The sequence below is a fragment of the Pseudomonas sp. F007 genome, from assembly GCF_057814275.1.
This window is the reverse complement of sequence record NZ_JBVATA010000001.1, coordinates 118,220-139,815: the sequence shown is the minus strand read 5'-3', so window position 1 is coordinate 139,815 and position 21,596 is coordinate 118,220. Positions and strand designations below refer to the sequence as shown.

General features: G+C 55.2%; 17 protein-coding genes. All 17 read left to right on the top strand.

What is annotated here, in order from left to right:
- Positions 1–44 precede the first annotated feature (44 nt).
- Positions 45–1,121: an S-methyl-5-thioribose-1-phosphate isomerase gene (gene mtnA, locus ACZYR5_RS00715; protein ID WP_489088341.1), complete on the top strand. Its 1,077-nt coding sequence runs from the start codon at positions 45–47 to the stop codon at positions 1,119–1,121.
- A gap of 404 nt (positions 1,122–1,525) precedes the next feature.
- Positions 1,526–4,180: a DNA gyrase subunit A gene (gyrA, locus tag ACZYR5_RS00710; protein WP_489088342.1), complete on the top strand. Its 2,655-nt coding sequence runs from the start codon at positions 1,526–1,528 to the stop codon at positions 4,178–4,180.
- Between the two features lie 213 nt (positions 4,181–4,393).
- Entirely contained in the window at positions 4,394–5,479 is a 1,086-nt protein-coding gene (gene serC / locus ACZYR5_RS00705; protein WP_489088343.1) for a 3-phosphoserine/phosphohydroxythreonine transaminase, read from the top strand.
- Positions 5,479–6,573, top strand: a complete 1,095-nt coding sequence (pheA, locus tag ACZYR5_RS00700) for a prephenate dehydratase (protein ID WP_027620100.1) — start codon at positions 5,479–5,481, stop codon at positions 6,571–6,573. The genes serC and pheA overlap by 1 nt, the downstream gene beginning before the upstream one ends.
- A gap of 11 nt (positions 6,574–6,584) precedes the next feature.
- Positions 6,585–7,697, top strand: a complete 1,113-nt coding sequence (gene hisC, locus ACZYR5_RS00695) for a histidinol-phosphate transaminase (RefSeq protein WP_489088344.1) — start codon at positions 6,585–6,587, stop codon at positions 7,695–7,697.
- Positions 7,698–7,725: 28 nt separating this feature from the next.
- Positions 7,726–9,933: a bifunctional prephenate dehydrogenase/3-phosphoshikimate 1-carboxyvinyltransferase gene (locus ACZYR5_RS00690; RefSeq protein WP_489088484.1), complete on the top strand. Its 2,208-nt coding sequence runs from the start codon at positions 7,726–7,728 to the stop codon at positions 9,931–9,933.
- A complete protein-coding gene (gene cmk / locus ACZYR5_RS00685; protein WP_489088345.1) occupies positions 9,930–10,619 on the top strand; it encodes a (d)CMP kinase in 690 nt (229 codons plus the stop codon). Before ACZYR5_RS00690 ends, cmk begins: the two co-directional genes overlap by 4 nt.
- A gap of 119 nt (positions 10,620–10,738) precedes the next feature.
- The gene (gene rpsA / locus ACZYR5_RS00680) at positions 10,739–12,433 is read left to right on the top strand and encodes a 30S ribosomal protein S1 (protein WP_027620104.1); all 1,695 of its coding nucleotides are present in this window, start codon (positions 10,739–10,741) and stop codon (positions 12,431–12,433) included.
- A gap of 192 nt (positions 12,434–12,625) precedes the next feature.
- Positions 12,626–12,907 (top strand): hypothetical protein, encoded by a 282-nt coding sequence (locus ACZYR5_RS00675; RefSeq protein WP_489088346.1) that lies wholly within the window; start codon positions 12,626–12,628, stop codon positions 12,905–12,907.
- 161 nt (positions 12,908–13,068) lie between these two features.
- Positions 13,069–13,365, top strand: a complete 297-nt coding sequence (gene ihfB / locus ACZYR5_RS00670) for an integration host factor subunit beta (protein ID WP_003218804.1) — start codon at positions 13,069–13,071, stop codon at positions 13,363–13,365.
- 24 nt (positions 13,366–13,389) lie between these two features.
- Positions 13,390–13,626 carry a lipopolysaccharide assembly protein LapA domain-containing protein gene (locus ACZYR5_RS00665; RefSeq protein ID WP_489088347.1) on the top strand — a complete coding sequence of 79 codons (237 nt, stop codon included), beginning with the start codon at positions 13,390–13,392 and terminating at the stop codon, positions 13,624–13,626.
- 375 nt (positions 13,627–14,001) lie between these two features.
- On the top strand, positions 14,002–15,429 hold the full coding sequence (locus ACZYR5_RS00660) for a lipopolysaccharide biosynthesis protein (RefSeq protein ID WP_489088348.1): 1,428 nt from the start codon (positions 14,002–14,004) through the stop codon (positions 15,427–15,429).
- Between the two features lie 86 nt (positions 15,430–15,515).
- Positions 15,516–16,919 (top strand): hypothetical protein, encoded by a 1,404-nt coding sequence (locus tag ACZYR5_RS00655; RefSeq protein WP_489088349.1) that lies wholly within the window; start codon positions 15,516–15,518, stop codon positions 16,917–16,919.
- A 151-nt stretch (positions 16,920–17,070) separates the two neighbouring features.
- Positions 17,071–18,279: a glycosyltransferase gene (locus ACZYR5_RS00650; RefSeq protein ID WP_489088350.1), complete on the top strand. Its 1,209-nt coding sequence runs from the start codon at positions 17,071–17,073 to the stop codon at positions 18,277–18,279.
- 2 nt (positions 18,280–18,281) lie between these two features.
- Complete coding sequence (locus tag ACZYR5_RS00645; protein WP_489088485.1) at positions 18,282–19,316, top strand: polysaccharide biosynthesis protein; 1,035 nt, start codon at positions 18,282–18,284, stop codon at positions 19,314–19,316.
- Positions 19,317–19,319: 3 nt separating this feature from the next.
- Positions 19,320–20,438: a UDP-2-acetamido-2,6-beta-L-arabino-hexul-4-ose reductase gene (wbjC, locus tag ACZYR5_RS00640; protein ID WP_489088351.1), complete on the top strand. Its 1,119-nt coding sequence runs from the start codon at positions 19,320–19,322 to the stop codon at positions 20,436–20,438.
- A gap of 23 nt (positions 20,439–20,461) precedes the next feature.
- Positions 20,462–21,592 carry a non-hydrolyzing UDP-N-acetylglucosamine 2-epimerase gene (gene wecB, locus ACZYR5_RS00635; protein ID WP_489088352.1) on the top strand — a complete coding sequence of 377 codons (1,131 nt, stop codon included), beginning with the start codon at positions 20,462–20,464 and terminating at the stop codon, positions 21,590–21,592.
- Positions 21,593–21,596 lie beyond the last annotated feature (4 nt).

The following is a 21,596-nucleotide window of genomic DNA, read 5'->3' as shown; positions in this document are numbered from 1 at the left end:
ATCGCTATAATCGACGGCTTTTGTTCATGGGTACGGGGAAAGGGATGCGCGATCGACTGTTGGCTGCGGAAAAGGTGAAAGCCATCGAGTGGCGCGATGGCACGCTGTTCCTGCTGGATCAGCGTGTTCTGCCCCGCGAGCAGACCTGGATTGCCTGCACCGACGTGTCCGGCGTGGCGGCGGCCATTCGTTCGATGCAGGTGCGCGGTGCCTCGGCGATCGGTATTGCTGCTGCCTATGGCATGGTCCTGGCCGTGCGCGAGCGGATCGCCGAAGGTGGCGACTGGTATGCGGCGCTGGAGGAAGATTTCGCACTGCTGGCTGACGCTCGTCCGACGGCGGCACACCTGTTCTGGGTGCTCAACCGTATGCATGATCGACTCGACCGCCTCAAGGACAATGCTGATCCGGTGGCGGCGTTGGAAGTCGAGGCGATTGCCATTCATGAGAGCGACCGCGAAGCCAACCTGACCATGGCCCAGTTGGGTGTCGACGTGATCCGCAGGCATCAGGGCAATGCCCAGGCGATCCTGACCCATTGCAACGCCGGCGCACTGGCCAGCGGTGGTTTCGGCACCGCGTTGGGGGTGATTCGCGGGGCGTTCATCGAGGGCATGGTCGAGCGTGTCTATGTCGATGAAACCCGTCCCTGGCTGCAGGGCTCGCGCCTGACCGCCTGGGAGTTGGTCAACGAAGGCATTCCGGTAACCCTGAATGCCGACGCCGCCGCTGCCCATATTCTCAAGACCAAGGGTATTACCTGGGTGGTCGTCGGGGCTGACCGGATTGCCGCCAATGGCGATGTCGCCAGCAAGATCGGCACCTACCAACTGGCGGTCAATGCCATGCACCACGGCGTGCGTTTCATGGTCGTGGCGCCGAGTTCGACGATTGACATGCATACGGCTGGCGGCGAAGACATTCCGCTGGAAGAGCGCGAGGGTGATGAATTGCTTTCCATCGGCAGTGTGCGGGTAGGGGCGGATGTCGAGGTCTTCAATCCCGTGTTCGATGTTACCCCGGCGGACTTGATTGACGTGATCGTCACCGAAAAAGGCATCGTGGAGCGGCCAGATGCCGCGAAAATGGCGCAATTGATGTGCCGTAAGCGCTTGCATTGAATAGGTGGCGATCTCTCGCTCCCACAGGGTTTTGAATGCTGATCACCTGTGGGGGTGGGCTTGTCGAGTCGTCGCACCGCCGCGATGAGGCCTCAAAAGGCAATGGAATCGCCCGATTCCGGTACGTTTTTCCCTCGCGACACCTCTCTGAGCCCCTCAGATCCCCCTCAAGCCTGTCATCGGTCAACTAACTATGCTCCATGCGCATCTGGGGGATAGGTGCGTGGCGGCTCTTGTGATAACATCCGGCGGTTTCCAAGGCAGCCCTGCGGGGATGCCTTCACTGCGCAGATCCATGGCTTAACTCGTTGATTTGTCGTAAGTCGATGTATGGCACTCAGCCTGCAGCGACGAGCTTCGTTGGTCCTGACGAAGTTTCACCAGAAAAAGGAATCAGGCTTCTCATGGGCGAACTGGCCAAAGAAATCCTACCGGTCAATATCGAAGACGAGCTGAAGCAGTCCTACCTCGACTACGCGATGAGCGTAATCGTCGGGCGGGCACTGCCTGATGCGCGCGATGGCTTGAAGCCCGTGCATCGGCGAGTGCTGTTCGCGATGAGCGAGCTGGGTAACGACTTCAACAAGCCGTACAAGAAATCTGCCCGTGTAGTCGGTGACGTGATCGGTAAGTATCACCCGCACGGTGATACCGCGGTGTACGACACCATCGTTCGTATGGCGCAGCCCTTCTCGCTGCGTTACCTGCTGGTCGATGGCCAGGGCAACTTCGGTTCGGTCGATGGCGACAACGCTGCGGCCATGCGATACACCGAAGTGCGCATGACCAAGCTGGCGCACGAGCTGCTGGCCGACCTGCACAAGGAAACCGTGGACTGGGTGCCGAACTACGACGGCACCGAAATGATCCCGGCGGTCATGCCGACCCGTATTCCGAACCTGCTGGTCAACGGCTCCAGCGGTATCGCCGTGGGCATGGCGACCAACATCCCGCCGCACAACCTCGGTGAAGTCATCGACGGTTGCCTGGCACTCATCGACAATCCCGAGCTGACGGTCGATGAGCTGATGCAGTACATCCCGGGTCCGGACTTCCCGACCGCGGCGATCATCAACGGCCGTGCCGGCATCATCGAAGCCTATCGCACCGGTCGCGGACGCATCTACATGCGTGCCCGCTCGACTGTCGAGGACATCGACAAGGTCGGTGGTCGCCAGCAGATCGTCATCACCGAGTTGCCTTACCAGTTGAACAAGGCGCGTCTGATCGAGAAGATCGCCGAACTGGTCAAAGAGAAGAAGCTCGAAGGTATTACCGAGCTGCGCGACGAGTCCGACAAGGACGGTATGCGCGTGGTCATCGAGCTGCGTCGCGGTGAAGTACCTGAGGTGATTCTCAACAACCTCTACGCCCAGACCCAGCTGCAGGCGGTATTCGGCATCAACATCGTTGCGCTGATCGACGGTCGTCCACGGATCCTCAACCTCAAGGACCTGCTGGAAGCCTTCGTCCGTCACCGTCGCGAAGTGGTCACCCGTCGTACCGTGTTCGAGCTGCGCAAGGCTCGCGAGCGTGGCCACATCCTTGAAGGCCAGGCGGTCGCGCTGTCGAACATCGACCCGGTCATCGCCCTGATCAAGGCCTCGCCAACGCCATCGGAAGCCCGTGAAGCGCTGGTCAGCACGCCGTGGGAGTCCTCGGCCGTAGTGGCGATGGTCGAACGCGCCGGTGCCGATTCCTGCCGTCCGGAAAACCTCGACCCGCAATACGGTCTGCGCGATGGCAAGTACTTCCTCTCGCCAGAGCAGGCGCAAGCCATTCTGGAGCTGCGTCTGCACCGTCTGACCGGCCTGGAGCACGAGAAGCTGCTGGCCGAGTACCAGGAAATCCTCAACCAGATCGGCGAGCTGATCCGTATCCTCAGCAGCGCCACGCGCCTGATGGAAGTGATCCGCGAAGAGCTGGAAGTCATCCGCGCCGAATACGGCGATGTGCGTCGCACCGAGATCCTTGATGCGCGCCTGGACCTGACCCTGGGTGACATGATCCCGGAAGAAGAGCGCGTCGTGACCATTTCCCACGGTGGCTATGCCAAGACTCAGCCGCTGGCTGCGTACCAGGCCCAGCGTCGTGGCGGTAAAGGCAAGTCGGCCACTGGCGTCAAGGATGAGGACTACATCGCTCACCTGCTGGTCGCCAACAGCCACACCACGCTGCTGCTGTTCTCCAGCAAGGGCAAGGTCTACTGGCTGAAAACCTACGAAATCCCGGAAGCGTCCCGCGCTGCCCGTGGTCGTCCGCTGGTCAACCTGTTGCCGCTGGATGACGGTGAGTACATCACCACCATGCTGCCGGTCGAGGAATACACCGAAGGTCACTTCATCTTCATGGCAACCGCCAACGGCACCGTGAAGAAGACCCCGCTGGAATCCTTCAGTCGTCAGCGTAGCGTCGGTCTGATTGCGCTGGAGCTGGACGAAGGCGACGTGCTGATTTCCGCGGCCATTACCGATGGCGAGCGTGAGGTCATGCTGTTCTCCGACGGCGGCAAGGTAACGCGCTTCAAGGAATCCGATGTACGTGCCATGGGCCGTACCGCACGTGGCGTGCGCGGCATGCGCCTGCCGGAAGGCCAGAAGCTGATTTCCATGCTGATCCCGGAAGAAGGCAGCCAGATCCTCACCGCTTCGGCGCGTGGTTATGGCAAGCGTACCGCCATCAGCGAGTTCCCGGAGTACAAGCGGGGCGGCCAGGGCGTGATCGCCATGGTCAGCAACGATCGCAACGGCCGTCTGGTTGGTGCGGTGCAGGTGCTCGACGGCGAGGAAATCATGCTGATTTCCGACCAGGGCACGCTGGTGCGTACCCGTGTCGACGAAGTGTCCAGCCTGGGTCGTAACACCCAGGGCGTGACCCTGATCAAGCTGGCGAGCGATGAAACGCTGGTAGGCCTGGAGCGGGTTCAGGAGCCGTCGGAAGTCGAAGGCGAAGAGCTGGAGGGCGAAGAGGGTGCAGTGTTCGACGGTGAAGTCGTGATCGACGACGTCGCCCAGGATCCGCAACTCGATGCCGCCGCTGACGAAGAGCCGCAGGAATAAGCAGTCGAGCAGGGGGCGGATGAAAATTCGCCCCCTTGTTGTTTATCCCTTTTGAAATTTTTGCCCCTGTAGGAGCGAGCTTGCTCGCGATGGACGACAACGATAACGCGGGAATTCTGGTATCGCGCAGCGTCCTCAGGTTTCTCGCGAGCAAGCTCGCTCCTGCAAGGGTTGATTGAATGTAGATACCACCAAATCAGAGCGAGATTGGATGTGAGCAAGAGAGCCTATAACTTCTGTGCCGGTCCTGCGGCGCTTCCCGAAGCTGTCCTGAAGCGCGCTCAGGGTGAACTCCTCGACTGGCACGGCAAGGGCCTCTCGGTCATGGAAATGAGCCATCGCAGCGATGAGTTCGTGTCCATTGCGACCAAGGCCGAGCAGGATCTGCGTGATCTGCTGAATATCCCTTCGAACTACAAGGTGCTGTTCCTGCAGGGTGGCGCCAGCCAGCAGTTTGCTCAGATCCCGCTGAACCTGTTGCCGGAAAACGGCAGCGCCGACTATATCGACACCGGTATCTGGTCGCAGAAAGCCATCGAAGAAGCCTCGCGCTACGGCCACGTCAACGTTGCCGCGACCGCCAAGCCCTACGATTATTTCGCCATCCCTGGGCAGAACGAGTGGCAGCTGTCCAAGGATGCGGCCTACGTTCACTACGCGCCGAACGAAACCATCGGCGGCCTGGAATTCCAGTGGATTCCGGAAGTTGGCGATGTGCCGCTGGTGGCTGACATGTCTTCCGACATCCTCTCGCGCCCTGTGGATATCTCGCGTTTCGGCATGATTTACGCCGGCGCGCAGAAAAACATCGGCCCGAGCGGCATCGTCGTCAATATCATTCGCGAAGATCTGCTGGGCAAGGCGCGCGCGCTGTGCCCGACCATGCTCGACTACAAGGTCGCGGCCGACAACGGTTCGATGTACAACACCCCGCCAACCCTGGCCTGGTACCTCTCCGGCCTGGTCTTCGAGTGGCTGAAAGAGCAGGGCGGTGTCGAAGCCATCGGCAAGCTCAACGAAGTCAAGCAGCGCACCCTGTACGACTTCATCGACGCCAGCGGCCTGTACAACAACCCGATCAACAAGTCCGACCGTTCGTGGATGAACGTGCCGTTTCGCCTGGCCGATGATCGCCTGGACAAGCCGTTCCTGGTCGGCGCCGAGGCGCGCGGGCTGCTCAACCTCAAAGGTCACCGCTCGGTAGGTGGCATGCGTGCCTCTATCTACAACGCCGTCGACATCCAGGGTGTCAACGCGCTGGTTTCGTACATGGCAGAGTTCGAGAAGGAACATGGCTAATGTCTGAGCAAGAACTCAAGGCACTGCGCGTTCGCATTGACGCCCTGGACACCAAAGTCCTGGAGTTGATCAGTGAGCGTGCGCGTTGCGCCCAGGAAGTCGCGCGGGTAAAGATGGCCTCGCTGGCCGAAGGCGAAGTGCCGGTGTTCTATCGTCCCGAGCGTGAGGCTCAGGTGCTCAAGCGCGTGATGGAGCGTAACCAGGGGCCGCTGGGCAACGAAGAGATGGCGCGTTTGTTCCGCGAAATCATGTCTTCGTGCCTGGCGCTCGAGCAGCCGCTGAAAGTGGCTTACCTCGGCCCAGAGGGTACGTTTACCCAGGCGGCGGCCATGAAGCACTTTGGTCACGCCGTGATCAGCAAGCCGATGGCAGCCATTGACGAAGTGTTCCGTGAGGTGGCGGCGGGTGCGGTGAACTTTGGCGTGGTGCCGGTGGAAAACTCCACCGAAGGCGCGGTCAACCACACCCTCGACAGCTTCCTCGAGCACGACATGGTCATCTGCGGTGAAGTCGAGCTGCGCATTCACCACCACCTGTTGGTCGGTGAAAATACCAAGACCGACAGCATCAGCCGCATCTACTCCCACGCCCAGTCCCTGGCCCAGTGCCGCAAGTGGCTGGATGCCCACTACCCGAATGTCGAGCGTGTTGCCGTATCGAGCAATGCCGAGGCGGCCAAGCGGGTCAAGGGCGAGTGGAACTCGGCAGCGATTGCCGGCGACATGGCCGCTGGCCTGTATGGCTTGACCCGCCTGGCCGAGAAAATCGAGGACCGTCCGGACAACTCCACGCGGTTCCTGATGATCGGTAACCAGGAAGTGCCGCCGACCGGTGACGACAAGACCTCGATCATCGTGTCGATGAGCAACAAGCCGGGCGCGTTGCATGAGTTGCTGGTGCCATTTCACGACAACGGTATCGACCTGACGCGAATCGAGACCCGTCCGTCGCGCAGCGGCAAGTGGACCTATGTGTTCTTCATCGATTTCGTCGGCCACCACCGCGATCCGCTGGTAAAAGGTGTGCTGGAAAAAATCAGTCAGGAAGCAGTGGCACTCAAAGTGCTGGGTTCCTACCCGAAAGCAGTTCTCTAAGGGCGTAGACAATGAGCGGCGACTTCCTCGCCCTGGCACAGCCGGGCGTGCAACAACTTTCGCCTTACGTTCCGGGCAAGCCCGTGGACGAACTGGCCCGTGAGCTGGATATCGATCCGGCCAGCATCGTCAAGCTGGCGAGCAACGAAAACCCGCTGGGCGCCAGTCCAAAGGCCCTGGCGGCGATCCGTGAGGAGTTGGCCGAGCTGACCCGTTACCCGGATGGCAACGGCTTCGCGCTCAAGACCCTGCTGGCCGAGCAGTGCCGGGTCGAGCTCAACCAGGTGACCTTGGGCAATGGCTCCAACGACATCCTTGAGCTCGTGGCGCGCGCCTATCTGGCCCCGGGCTTGAATGCGGTGTTCAGCGAGCACGCGTTTGCCGTCTATCCGATTGTCACCCAGGCGGTCGGTGCTGATGCGCGAGTGATCCCGGCGAAAGACTGGGGGCATGACCTGCCGGCCATGCTGCAGGCGATCGACAGCAATACCCGCGTGGTCTTCATCGCCAACCCGAACAACCCGACCGGGACCTGGTTCAGTGCCGAAGCGCTGGACGAGTTCCTGCAGGACGTGCCTGAGCATGTGCTGGTGGTGCTGGACGAGGCGTACATCGAGTATGCCGAGGGCAGTGATCTGCCGGATGGCCTGGATTTCCTCGCGGCGTACCCGAACCTGCTGGTGTCGCGCACTTTCTCCAAGGCCTACGGTCTGGCGGCGCTGCGCGTGGGCTACGGCCTGTCGACGGTGGTGGTCGCTGATGTGCTGAACCGCGTACGCCAGCCGTTCAACGTCAACAGCCTGGCGCTGGCTGCGGCCTGTGCCGCGCTGAAAGATGAAGAGTACCTGGCAGAAAGCCGTCGCCTGAACGACGCTGGCATGCAGCAACTGGAGGCGGGTTTGCGCGCCCAGGGGTTGAGCTGGATTCCTTCGCGGGGCAACTTCCTCTGCGTGGATCTGGGGCAAGTGGCTGCGCCGATCTTCCGGGGGCTGTTGCGTGAGGGGGTGATCGTGCGCCCGGTGGCCAACTACGGCATGCCGAACCACTTGCGTGTCACCATCGGCTTGCCGGCAGAAAACACCCGCTTCCTCGAGGCGTTGAGCAAGGTCCTGGCACGTGGTTGATGTGATTGCCGCGGCACCTGTCGCACCTGTGATCGGCCGCCTGGTGGTGGTCGGCCTGGGCTTGATTGGTGGGTCGTTCGCCAAGGGGCTGCGTGAAAGCGGCGTGTGTCGGGAAGTGGTCGGCGTCGATCTGGATCCGCAATCGCGCAAGCTCGCCGTTGAGCTGGGTGTGGTGGATCGCTGCGAGGAAGACTTGGCCAGCGCTTGCGTCGGCGCTGATGTCATTCAATTGGCGGTGCCGATCCTGGCCATGGAAAAACTGCTGGCGATCCTGGCTGGCATGGACCTGGGGGCGGCGATCCTCACCGACGTCGGCAGTGCCAAGGGCAACGTGGTGCGCGCTGCGACCCGGGCTTTCGGCGGTATGCCGGCGCGCTTTGTACCGGGGCATCCGATCGCCGGTTCCGAGCAGAGTGGGGTGGAGGCTTCCAATGCCCAGCTGTTCCGTCGGCACAAGGTGATCCTTACCCCGCTGGAGCAGACCGATCCGGCTGCCCTGGCGGTGGTCGATCGGCTGTGGCGTGAGTTGGGTGCCGATGTCGAGCACATGCAGGTCGAGCGCCATGATGAGGTGCTCGCCGCCACCAGCCATTTGCCGCACTTGCTGGCCTTTGGCTTGGTTGATTCGCTGGCCAAGCGCAATGAAAATCTGGAGATCTTCCGTTACGCTGCGGGCGGTTTCCGCGATTTCACAAGAATCGCCGGAAGCGACCCGGTCATGTGGCATGACATCTTCCTCGCCAACCGCGAAGCTGTCCTGCGTACACTCGATACATTTCGCAGCGATCTCGACGCCTTGCGCGACGCGGTCGATGCAGGGGATGGGCACCAACTGTTGGGCGTGTTCACGCGCGCCCGGGTTGCCCGCGAGCATTTCAGTAAAATCCTGGCCCGCCGGGCCTATGTGGACGCTATGAATTCCAACGATCTGATTTTCCTGGCTCAACCTGGTGGCCGCTTGTCCGGTCGGATTCGCGTACCAGGCGACAAATCGATTTCCCACCGTTCGATCATGCTTGGCTCGCTGGCTGAGGGTGTCACCGAAGTCGAAGGCTTCCTCGAGGGCGAAGACGCCCTGGCGACCCTGCAGGCTTTCCGCGACATGGGCGTGGTCATCGAAGGTCCGCACCATGGTCGCGTGACCATCCACGGCGTCGGCCTGCATGGCCTGAAGCCGGCTCCGGGGCCTATCTACCTGGGCAACTCGGGCACCTCGATGCGCCTGCTGTCCGGCCTGCTGGCCGCGCAGAGCTTCGATAGCACGTTGACCGGCGACGCTTCGCTGTCCAAGCGCCCGATGAATCGCGTGGCCAATCCGCTGCGTGAAATGGGTGCAGTGATTGAAACCGCCGCTGAAGGTCGCCCTCCAATGGTCATTCGTGGTGGTCATGCGCTCAAGGGCCTGACCTACACCATGCCGATGGCCAGCGCCCAGGTGAAATCCTGCCTGTTGCTGGCGGGCTTGTACGCGGAAGGTAAAACCACCGTGACCGAGCCGGCGCCGACACGTGACCATACCGAGCGCATGCTGCGTGGCTTCGGCTACCCCGTGAGTGTCGAGGGTGCGACCGCGTCCGTGGAGTCCGGCCATAAGCTGACCGCGACACACATCGAAGTGCCGGGTGATATTTCCTCTTCGGCGTTCTTCCTGGTTGCCGCCTCGATTGCCGAGGGCTCGGAGCTGGTGCTTGAGCACGTCGGCATCAACCCGACCCGTACCGGTGTGATCGACATCCTGCGCCTGATGGGTGCCGATATCACCTTGGAAAACCAGCGCGAAGTCGGTGGCGAGCCAGTGGCGGACCTGCGGGTGCGTGCGGCCAAGCTGAAGGGTATCGAGATTCCTGAAGAATTGGTGCCGCTGGCGATCGACGAGTTCCCGGTACTGTTCGTCGCGGCCGCCTGTGCCGAGGGCCGGACCATCCTGCGCGGTGCCGAAGAGCTGCGAGTCAAGGAATCCGATCGCATCCAGGTAATGGCGGACGGTCTGCTGGCGTTGGGCGTGAAATGCGAGCCTACGGCGGACGGCATCATCATTGATGGTGGTCAGATCGGTGGCGGTGAAGTGCATGGTCACGGCGATCACCGCATCGCCATGGCATTCAGCGTTGCCTCGTTGCGGGCCAGCGCACCGATCCGCATCCATGATTGCGCGAACGTCGCGACATCCTTCCCGAACTTCCTCGCGTTGTGCGCGCAGGTCGGTATCCGCGTCGCCCAAGAGGCTCAGTCGTGAAAAGCATTGCTCCTGTGATCACCATCGACGGCCCAAGCGGTTCCGGCAAAGGCACTGTTGCTGGAATCCTCGCCAATCGACTGGGCTGGAATCTGCTGGACTCTGGCGCCTTGTATCGCCTGCTGGCTTTCGCGGCGGGCAATCATGGGGTTGACCTGACCAACGAAGAGCTGTTGAAGCAACTCGCTGCCCATCTGGATGTGCAATTCATCGCTGCGACGGAAGGTCAGTTGCAGCGGATCATCCTTGAAGGGGACGAAGTCAGCACGGTCATTCGCACCGAAAGTGCCGGCGCTGGTGCTTCGCAGATCGCTGCATTGCCAGCTGTGCGCGAGGCGCTGCTGCAGCGCCAGCGCGCGTTTCAGGAAGCGCCGGGGTTGGTGGCCGACGGTCGCGACATGGGTACCGTGGTGTTTCCTGATGCGCCGTTGAAGATTTTCCTCACCGCCAGCGCCGAGGAGCGAGCTCGTCGCCGATATTTGCAGTTGAAGGGCAAGGGCGAGGATGTTAGTCTGTCGAGTCTGCTAGATGAGATCCGTGTACGCGATGAGCGCGACACCCAGCGCGCGGTAGCCCCGCTCAAGCCGGCGGCCGACGCGATTCAGCTGGATTCCACGGAGTTGTCCATCGATCAGGTGCTTGAACGCATCATGAGCGAGATCGCCATTCGCGATATCGCCGGGTGACCAAGAGGGCCGCAGGGGACCAGTCATAGTCCTGCGGTGCTTCTTTTAAATGAAACTGACCCACATCGTCTGGGATGTGGAGATGGGCGTATTTTTCGCCCTTATCAACAGGAATTAAAATGAGCGAAAGCTTTGCGGAACTCTTTGAAGAAAGCCTAAAGACCCTGAACCTTCAGGCAGGCTCCATCATCACCGGTGTTATCGTTGATATCGATTACCAAGCTCGCTGGGTAACCGTTCACGCTGGCCTGAAGTCCGAAGCACTGATCCCGCTGGAGCAGTTCTACAACGACGCTGGCGAACTGAACATCAACGTCGGTGACGAAGTTCACGTTGCTCTGGACTCGGTTGAAGACGGTTTCGGTGAAACCAAGCTGTCCCGTGAAAAAGCCAAGCGCGCTGAATGCTGGATCGTTCTGGAAGCAGCCTTCGCAGCTGAGGAAGTGGTCAAGGGCGTTATCAACGGTAAGGTTAAAGGCGGCTTCACTGTCGACGTTAACGGCATCCGTGCGTTCCTGCCAGGTTCCCTGGTTGACGTCCGTCCTGTGCGCGACACCACGCACCTGGAAGGCAAAGAGCTGGAATTCAAGGTCATCAAACTCGACCAGAAACGCAACAACGTTGTCGTTTCCCGTCGTAGCGTCCTCGAAGCCGAGAACTCCGCTGAGCGTGAAGCTCTGCTGGAATCCCTGCAGGAAGGCCAGCAAGTCAAAGGTATCGTCAAGAACCTCACCGATTACGGCGCATTCGTCGATCTGGGTGGCGTCGATGGCCTGCTGCACATCACCGACATGGCTTGGAAGCGTATCAAGCACCCATCGGAAATCGTCAACGTTGGCGACGAGATCGATGTCAAGGTTCTGAAGTACGATCGCGAGCGCAATCGTGTTTCCCTGGGCCTGAAGCAACTGGGTGAAGATCCATGGGTTGCTATCAAAGCTCGTTACCCAGAAAGCACTCGCGTGACCGCGCGTGTAACCAACCTGACTGACTACGGCTGCTTCGCTGAGCTGGAAGAAGGCGTTGAAGGTCTGGTACACGTTTCCGAAATGGACTGGACCAACAAGAACATCCACCCTTCGAAAGTCGTACAAGTCGGCGACGAAGTGGAAGTTATGGTTCTGGATATCGACGAAGAGCGTCGTCGTATCTCCCTGGGCATCAAGCAGTGCAAATCCAACCCATGGGAAGATTTCTCTGGCCAGTTCAACAAGGGCGATAAAATCTCCGGCACCATCAAGTCGATCACCGATTTCGGTATCTTCATTGGTCTGGACGGTGGCATCGACGGTCTGGTTCACCTGTCCGACATCTCCTGGAACGAAGTGGGCGAAGAAGCCGTACGTCGTTTCAAGAAGGGCGACGAGCTGGACACCGTTATCCTGTCGGTTGACCCAGAGCGCGAGCGCATTTCCCTGGGTATCAAGCAACTGGAAAGCGATCCGTTCTCCGAGTACGTTCAAGAGAACGACAAAGGCGCAATCGTTAAAGGCATCGTGAAAGAAGTTGACGCCAAAGGCGCCATCATCACTCTGGCCGACGATATCGAAGCGACTCTGAAAGCCTCCGAAATCAGCCGTGACCGCATCGAAGATGCACGTAACGTTCTGAAAGAAGGCGAAGAAGTAGAAGCCAAGATCATCAGCGTTGACCGCAAGAGCCGCGTAATCCAGCTCTCGATCAAGTCGAAAGACGTTGAAGACGAGAAAGAAGCTATCCAGAGCCTGCGCGACAAGCCAGCCTCGGACAGCATCGCTGCTGGTCCTACCACTCTGGGCGACCTGTTGCGTGCACAAATGGAAAAACAGAACTAAGTTCTGTCAGACCATGAAAAAGGGCGACTTCGGTCGCCCTTTTTTGTGCCTGGAATTCAGTGCCTGGCACGCAGGTGAAACCAAAAGCCGTGTACCGTTGTCTTTTTCTTCAAGCAGATCATTCGTTTATTTAGGCTAGGCTTAGCCTGAAGTCATCGGTGACAGGGCCAGTGGTCCCGTCTAGGGAAGTGAATGAACAGATTCTTAGCCGTGCTTGGGGTGTTGGTATTGGCAGGCTGTACCACGAACGCGAAGACTCATGCGGTACGAGGGGTCAGTGGTATCGAAATCGACTGTTCTGGGTTAGGGTCAGGCTGGGACAGGTGCTACAAGCGTGCAGACAAGGAGTGCAAGGCTCAAGGGTACAAGGTGGTTGTCAGGTCGAACGATGCCAAGGAGGAGGAAGCGGACTACCCCTTTGGCTGGAATCCGGCGGGCTACCTGACCCGGACGATGCTGGTCATCTGTCGGTGATCCTGTGTAGGAGGAATTCGAGTCATATGTCAGAAAAATTACAATTGTTCAACGAGCTGCCTCTCCCGCAGATTAGTCAATACATGGGCTGTTCAAATACCGTCGGGCATGCTAAAACCTTTGAAGCGCTGACCTAGCTGCTTGAAAAAGAAGGGAAAAATATGACGAAGTCGGAGTTGATCGAACGAATTGTCACCCATCAGGGCCTGCTTTCATCCAAGGATGTAGAGCTGGCTATCAAGACTATGCTCGAACAGATGTCCCAATGCCTGGCCACCGGCGATCGCATCGAGATCCGCGGCTTTGGCAGCTTCTCACTGCACTACCGCGCGCCTCGTGTAGGACGCAACCCGAAGACGGGTCAGTCCGTCAGCCTCGATGGCAAGTTTGTGCCGCATTTCAAGCCGGGCAAGGAGTTGCGGGATCGGGTGAATGAGGATGAGGAGGAGGGGGTTTGAGGGGGAATAAATCTGGAGTGGACTATGCGTAGTGTTGGTCGAATAGCGCTTGTTTTCGGCATGATCCTGCTTGTTCTGGCTGTTATCGCCTTTGTGCTGGAGAATCAGCAAGGGGTGAGGTTGTTGTTTCTGGGGTGGATTGCTCCGCAATTACCTTTATCCGTAATAGTGACGATTGCGCTGCTGACAGGCATGCTGATAGGTCCTGTAATGGCGTGGTTAAGGCGTCGCTTACTGCGTGGGCGGCATAAGCACGCATAAGCATCTGGCTTAGCTCAGTAAAGAATTTTTTTAAATGAGATTGCATGCTAGATAGGGTGTGGATGGCGAACTTTCGTGGCGGTCTGCCTGGGCGTCCAGATGGCACGTTGCAGGCTCGGCGCCTCTAGTGCGATTGGTCCTACATGAAATTTAGTTAAGTCCTACAAGTGCTTGTTTTTGGCAAAAATGTCGCGCCTTGCCTGTCGAGCGTAAACATGCGATCCTTTTCGCAAGTTTTGAAACGAAAAAATTGTTGCGTTGGGTTCGGGGTTTTAGATTTTTTCATTTTTATGGCTTTGAGCTTTAGGTAATAATTTAAAAGAAACATGGCTGTTTGTGTTTTTCGAATTGCAGAAATGAGTTAATCGAAAATAAATGAATATAAATGCTTTTCTTCGAAAGCTCATGTTGTACGTGCCGGTAAAAATGGTGCCGGCATTTTCTGGGATATTTCTGATTTTCTTTTTGTTTAAGTTGTTTTCTGAGGGGCAGTACGTAAGTTACTCTGTTAGTGTGTATTGTTCTCTCGTTGCCGCTCAATTATGTGCTGGTTGGGTCGGGAATTCTTTTATTTACTATTATTCAGGCGTGGATGATAAAGGTTTATTTGTTTCAAGTTGTATTGCTGTCATTCTGTTCATTGCTCCGGTTGCATCTCTATTGGGGGCCATGGCTTCCGTTTTCTTTACTTCAGAAGACTATGTGTTTGGCTGTGTGTGGCTGCTGTGCTTTAGTCAAATAATGTTTTTTTTCTTGTCCTCTGTGTCTCAGGCAGGTTTTCTAGTAAAGCAACAATTGATAGCGGTGTTGCTGCAGGCTGTTGTCCAGATTGGCCTGATTTTAATCGTTTTTAACATTGTTGGGCGTGATTTCAGGTATGCGCTGCTCTCACTTTCGGTTGGGTACTTTGTGGCGGCATTTGTGATGTTGTTTGCCACGCTGCGCTCGCTTGGGGTGACGAATCCATTTGCTGATCGGGCTTTATTTAAATCAAACTTCAAACTGATCTACGAGTATGGTGCTGCGCTGTCGCCCTGGATATTGGGTATGTTGGTTATGGCTGGCGCAGATCGGCTGGCAATTGGTTATTTTCAGATTGATCATGGTGATGCGTATCTTTCGTTAAAAGACCTATTTATAGGGGCGGCCGGATTGCTGAGCATGCCTTTGCTGATGATGGTTCACCCGTTCGTTATAAAAAGGTTTAGGGAGGGGCAGTTTGCAATTCGGATAATCGAGAGCTCATCAAGTTTTTTAATAGTCGTATTTTCTTTGCTTTGGTGTGCGCTGTATTTTGTCGGGTTTGACTTGTTCGAAAAAATAACGGGGAAGACGATAGCTGCGCCCAAGGACGTTATTTTGTACGCCTTTATCGGTGTGTTTCTCAATAGCGCTGCTGTTTATTTTCAAAAGCGTCTTGAGGTGCATCGAAAAATGAAACTATTGGCTTATCTCTCGATTATCTGCGCATTGATTTCCATATTGTTTGCCTGGTTAGGCGGCCGATACTGGGGGATTTATGGCGTATCGCTTGGCGTTCTATTGGCTCAGGCGATGTATTTCGCGTTGGTCACCCTCAGTATAATGAAGCGTTTTCACCTGTATCATGGCTTTGGAAGGGCTATATTGGCCTCAGCGCTGGCATTGGCGGCGGGTTATTTATTTTCAATCGGGCTTGAAAGCGCTGGCTCTTTGGTCTGGTGGGAAAAGTCAGTCATTTGGATGCTCGGGTTTACAGTGGTGTCATTAATTACCCTGTGGAAGGGTGTCAGATGGAGTGAATTCATGAAAGCCACGGTGTGATGACTGCCCCGACGTCGCTGGATCCCCGTCCTCCTGTCTTGTACGGATGATATTCATTAGCTGATTCTGAGTAGGATGTATTGGAAATGGTTTTCCTTGATAAGTTCAGGTTCTGGATATCTCGAAATCTGGCCCCTCTCATTTTCCTTTGCGCATACCTCGTGACGGTTGTGTTGGGGAATATCATTTATTGGTTGCCATTTGGTCGCCTGCAGCTGGAAAAGAACGGTTATACGTCAGCGATCCTAGCATTCGAAACGTTATTTACTCCAGGTTTTTGGTTGTTGTTGTTTTTGCCCTTTCTCGTGACCCCTCCGATCGTGATGTTGGTTCGTAAGTGTTGTGCCGGTTTTTTGCAGAAGCAAGCTGATTTTATTCCGGAATTTTCAAAGTTTGAATACGCTGCGGTGACGGCAGTTTTTTACATTTTTGTGCTGTACTCACTGTTCAGGGTTGATGCATTTTCGTTATTTTTATCCGGAGCGGACTCGGTTTCATCAGTAGAGGCTAGATTTCAAATCAGGAACCGGTTGGGGTTTCTTCCATTGGTGGTGTTGATGTCGCTGCTGCACTTCCTGTCTATTTATTCTCTAGTCCGCTGGATGATGGTCGGGGGGCGATTCTGGATTGCTGCAACAATAGGGAGTGCAATTTTTATGTCGGCATTTCTGATGATGCTGAACATGAAATGGCCAATTTTGATTTTTTATGCAGGCTTGGTGCTTGCGGTTTTCGTATACGCTAAACGCTATGCTTACCTGAAAACTGTCGTCGGTGGTGTGCTACTTATCAGTATGTACTTTATGGTATCTGCATTTGTGTTTCGACTAGTACCCGCGCCAGAGCAAGGAGTTAGTGTTGCTCAGGCGCCTTTGGAGCGCCTTGAGGCGCTTGATTCCACTTCTAATCCTTTGCAAGGCAATGAACGCGAGATGCTGCGGGGCGAGGGTTCCGACGTCCTTGGCGGAGTTGCTAATGTCGGTGCTGCAGCAGCTTACAATGCTCCAATGTTGATGTTTAACGTAGTGAACCGGATGGCAATCATCTATCCCTATTATTACCAGGTGTTCACAAAAGAAGGTCAGGTCTGCGGCAGTGTTTTAGCAGCAGCGAGAGTGGGGGTTGCTTGTCGACCAAGTACGTTTATATATACTCGGATGTTCAATGATAGTTTTAATGGTCGTGGTACAGCACCTGCTGCGGTTCATATTTCAGGCTATGCTCTGGGCGGTTGGCCAATCGCGTTGTTTGCTTTGGTATGTGCGTCAGTGGTACTGGGGTTGTTTGCCTCCCTGCCGCTGCATGCCGCCTCAAGTGCTGGCGCGCTGGCGATTACAGGCGGCATAGTAGGCTACCACTTCTCGCAGTTACCTGGTGAGGGGCCGATATTCTACGATCACGGCGTATTCTGGGTGCTGTTAATGCTATTGATGTTCAAATTCTGGCGCTGGATTGTTCTGCGCGTTGGGCCTAAGTCGCGAGGCGAGTAAACATTGATAGGAGATCTTTAGCGTTTCGTGCCTGAGATGATCGAGGGCGGCGGCTCAAAAAGGTTTGGTCCGACTCGCCCTAGATTGAACTATCATTGTTAAGGTGGCGCGTAGCGTAAGAAGTCGCGCAAGCTGTATCGAGAATTTGGATATGATCAAGAAAGTAGCATTGTTGGGTTTTTATGTCGGTGATGATTATTTTGAGCGATATTCGAAAGGCGACGCGTTTCCGCAGGTAGCAGCTTTCAAACTCGAGAAACGTTTTCTAGATGCTTTGCGTATCGGTGGGGCAAAGGTTGCTACTGTCGCCAGCATTGCTGTTTCGACTTACCCGCGCAACAAAAGAATTGTCTTTCCTGGTGGTTCTTTCATTGATGATGTCGGCGCCACGGGTGTCATAAAACCACTGATCAATTTACCACTGCTAAAGGTATTCGTTCGTTTGTTCGGCTCGTTTTTTGGATTGGTCACTCAAAAGAAGGCTGGGCTTGATGCGGTCTGTGTTTATGCGGCCCACACGCCGAACCTATTGGCAGCCTATGTTTTTAGCAAGCTCTACAATGTCCCCTTTTTTGTCTACATACCGGATCTGCCGTCATACATGGATATGGGGATGAACAGATCTGCTCTACTACGAGCGCTAAAAAAAATTGATGCCTGTATTATTGATTTTCTGGTCTCAGCATCTTCAGGCGTTTTTGTAATCAGTCGGCACATGGTAGATGATAACGCTACCTGGATCGGCAAGCCTTATTTAGTGCTTGAGGGAATCGCTAGCTCTGGAGAAAATCTGGTTACTCCGGTATCACCCCCCGATGAAAATAAGAAATACATTTTTTACGCTGGTGGTCTCAATAGGGCGTATGGAATAGTCGAATTGGTAGAGGGGTTTATTAAGTCGGGAGTCGATTGTGAGCTGTGGTTGTGCGGGCGTGGTGAGCTTGAATCCTACGTTAAAGATGTTTCGGTAAGATATCCGTCCGTAAAGTACCTCGGTTTCCTGAGTGTCTCCGATGTCGAGCGTATTCAAGGTGAAGCATCATGTCTTGCACTCACTCGAAATCCTGATCAGAGGTATACCCGTTACTCGTTTCCGTCCAAGTTACTTGAATATCTTGTGAGTGGGGTTCCGGTTTTGACAACCCGTCTTACTGGGGTTCCTGATGAGTATTATCAGTTTTTAAACGTAATTGATGACGCTTCGGTAGAGGGGGTCAGCAATGCGCTGAGAACCTTTTTTGCCGTAGATCAGCATTTTTTGTTGGAAAAGGCCGCCTGTGCTAAAATTTGGGTCTTGGAAAATAAGTCCAGCACGGCCGTCGGGCGAAAAATCATAGATTTTATGGAGAAGAATAATTGACTATTTTTAGCGGTAAGAAGCTGTTGATCACCGGCGGAACGGGTTCTTTCGGTAACGCCGTGCTGAAGCGCTTCCTTGATTCTGATATTGCCGAAATTCGTATTTTTAGTCGTGATGAAAAAAAGCAAGATGATATGCGTAAGCGCTACGCGAATTCGAAGCTCAAGTTCTACATTGGCGATGTACGTGATTATCAAAGCATACTGAACGCGACGCGTGGTATCGACTATATTTTTCACGCGGCGGCGCTCAAGCAAGTACCTTCGTGTGAGTTCCACCCTATGGAAGCGGTTAAGACCAATGTCCTGGGAACTGAAAACGTACTCGAAGCGGCGATTCAGAATGGCGTCAAGCGAGTTGTTTGTCTCAGTACTGACAAGGCTGTTTATCCGATCAACGCGATGGGCATTTCCAAGGCCATGATGGAAAAGGTCATGGTCGCAAAATCCCGTAACGTTGATGAAACAAGAACGGTGATTTGCGGTACGCGTTATGGCAATGTCATGGCATCTCGTGGGTCAGTCATCCCGTTGTTTATTGAACAGATTCGCGCAGGTCAGGCGCTTTCGATCACGGATCCGAACATGACCCGCTTCATGATGACCCTAGCCGATGCCGTAGATCTGGTTCTTTATGCTTTCGAACATGGAAACAACGGCGATCTTTTTGTCCAGAAAGCTCCCGCTGCGACAGTCGAAGTACTTGCACAGGCGTTGACTTCCATGATGGGGCAGCCAGTGCACCCGATTCAGGTTATTGGCACGCGACATGGCGAGAAACTCTATGAGGCGCTCTTGAGTCGAGAGGAAATGGCTTGTGCAGAGGACATGGGCGATTACTTCCGTATTCCGCCAGATCTGCGGGACTTGAACTACAGCAAGTTTGTCGAGCAAGGCGAAGAAAAAATTTCGACCATGCAAGATTACAACTCACATAATACTCAGCGCTTAGATGTCGACGGCATGAAAACGTTGCTTCTCAAGTTGGATTTCATGCATGCCATTCAGCGTGGCGAGCACGCAGTCCCTGAGGAATAAGCAATGAAAGTCCTTGTCACCGGTGCCAATGGATTTGTTGGTAAAAATCTTGTCGCTCATCTGCAAGAGCGAAAAGACATAGAGGTGCTGCAGTTTTGTCGCGAAGATGATATCGCCACTTTGCAACCACTTGTATCCGAAGTGGACTTCATTTTTCACTTGGCCGGCGTCAATCGTCCGCAAAATGTCGAAGACTTTAAGTCGGGTAATGCTGATTTGACCCAGACGTTGTGTGCGGCGGTGGTGGCGAGTGCTCGTAAAATTCCTGTGCTCTATACGTCGTCAATTCAAGCTGAGTTGGACAACGCATATGGAATGAGTAAGCGTGGCGCAGAGGAAGCTCTGATACAGCTTTCCGCACAGTTCGGCAGCGATGTACATTTGTTCCGACTGCCAAACGTTTTCGGTAAGTGGGCGCGTCCGAATTACAATTCGGCGGTAGCAACGTTTTGCAATAATATTGTTAACGGCTTGCCCATCAGCATTAACGACGCCAATGCGAAGATTTCACTCGTCTATATCGATGATGTCATCACTGCATTCATCTCCGTCATGGACGGCGGGCGATCTGGCGATCCCTTCGTCGTCGTCGAGCCGGTTTACTCAATTTCAGTAGGTGAGCTTTCGTCGCAGTTGTACGCCTTCAAGGAGAGTCGGCAATCGATGGTCTCCGAGCGGGTCGGGACCGGCCTGGTCCGTGCGTTGTATTCAACCTACCTCAGCTATCTGCCGCCTGCCGACTTTACGTATGAAGTTCCCAAGCATGGAGATGCTCGAGGCGTTTTCGTGGAGATGCTGAAAACCAGGGACTCGGGTCAGTTTTCTTATTTTACTGCGCACCCGGGTATTACTCGGGGCGGACATTACCATCACACCAAGACAGAAAAATTTCTGGTTATCAGGGGCAAGGCCTGCTTCCGCTTCCGGCACATTACCTCTGGTGAGTACCATGAGTTGTTCACCGATGGCGACACGCCAACAATCGTAGAGACGGTGCCCGGCTGGAGCCACGACATTACCAACGTGGGCGACAGTGAAATGGTTGTCATGTTGTGGGCAAACGAGATTTTCGATCGTGAACTCCCAGATACCTACACTATGCCTGTAGGCACCCACGCCTGATGGCATTAGGAAAGAGCATTGCAATGAAAAAGTTGAAGATAGTCACTGTTGTCGGCACCCGTCCAGAAATTATTCGCTTGTCGCGCGTTATCACTGCGTTGGACAAACATTGTGACCATGTCCTGGTTCACACTGGTCAGAACTACGACTACGAACTGAATGAGATATTCTTTCAGGATCTTGGTGTTCGCAAACCGGATCACTTTCTCAACGCAGCGGGTAGCAACGGTGCGGAAACCATCGGCAATGTGATCATTGCAGTAGACCGTGTGTTGGCTTCGATCGAGCCTGAAGCCTTGCTGGTGTTGGGCGATACCAACAGTTGCATGGCGGTGATTCCTGCCAAGCGACGCAAGATTCCTACGTTCCATATGGAAGCCGGCAATCGATGCTTCGATATGCGAGTTCCAGAAGAAATCAACCGCAGGATCGTCGATCACACCGCAGACATCAATCTGACCTACAGCACTATTGCGCGGGAATATTTGCTCAAGGAAGGCTTGTCGCCAGACCGAGTGATCAAAACGGGCAGTCCGATGTTCGAAGTTTTGAATCATTACCGTGATGGTATCGAAGCCTCGGATGTGTTGTCCCGATTGGGCCTAGAGCCGGGCAAGTTTTTTGTCGTCAGCGCACACCGCGAAGAGAATATTGACTCTGACAAGAATCTCTTGAAACTCGTCGACGCCCTGAATACGGTAGCCAGCACCTTTGGCTATCCTGTTATTGTTTCAACCCACCCGCGCAGCCAGAAGCGATTCGATGCAATGGGAGTGGTATTCGACAAGAACGTAAGACTGCTCAAACCATTGGGCTTTAAGGACTATAACAAGTTACAACTGGCGTCCAAGGCGGTGCTTTCCGACAGTGGCACGATCAGTGAAGAGTCGTCGATCCTCAACTTCCCTGCGCTGAATATTCGCGAAGCGCACGAACGTCCAGAAGGCATGGAAGAAGCCGCAGTGATGATGGTTGGACTCGAGGTTGAGCGTATTTTGCAGGGGCTAATGATTCTGGAAACCCAAAGCAGCGGAATTGAGCGAACATTGCGTTTGGTTGAAGACTACAGCATGCCCAACGTCTCTGAAAAAGTAGCGCGTATTGTCCATAGTTATACTGATTATGTGAATCGGGTCGTCTGGAAACGCTACTAAATTC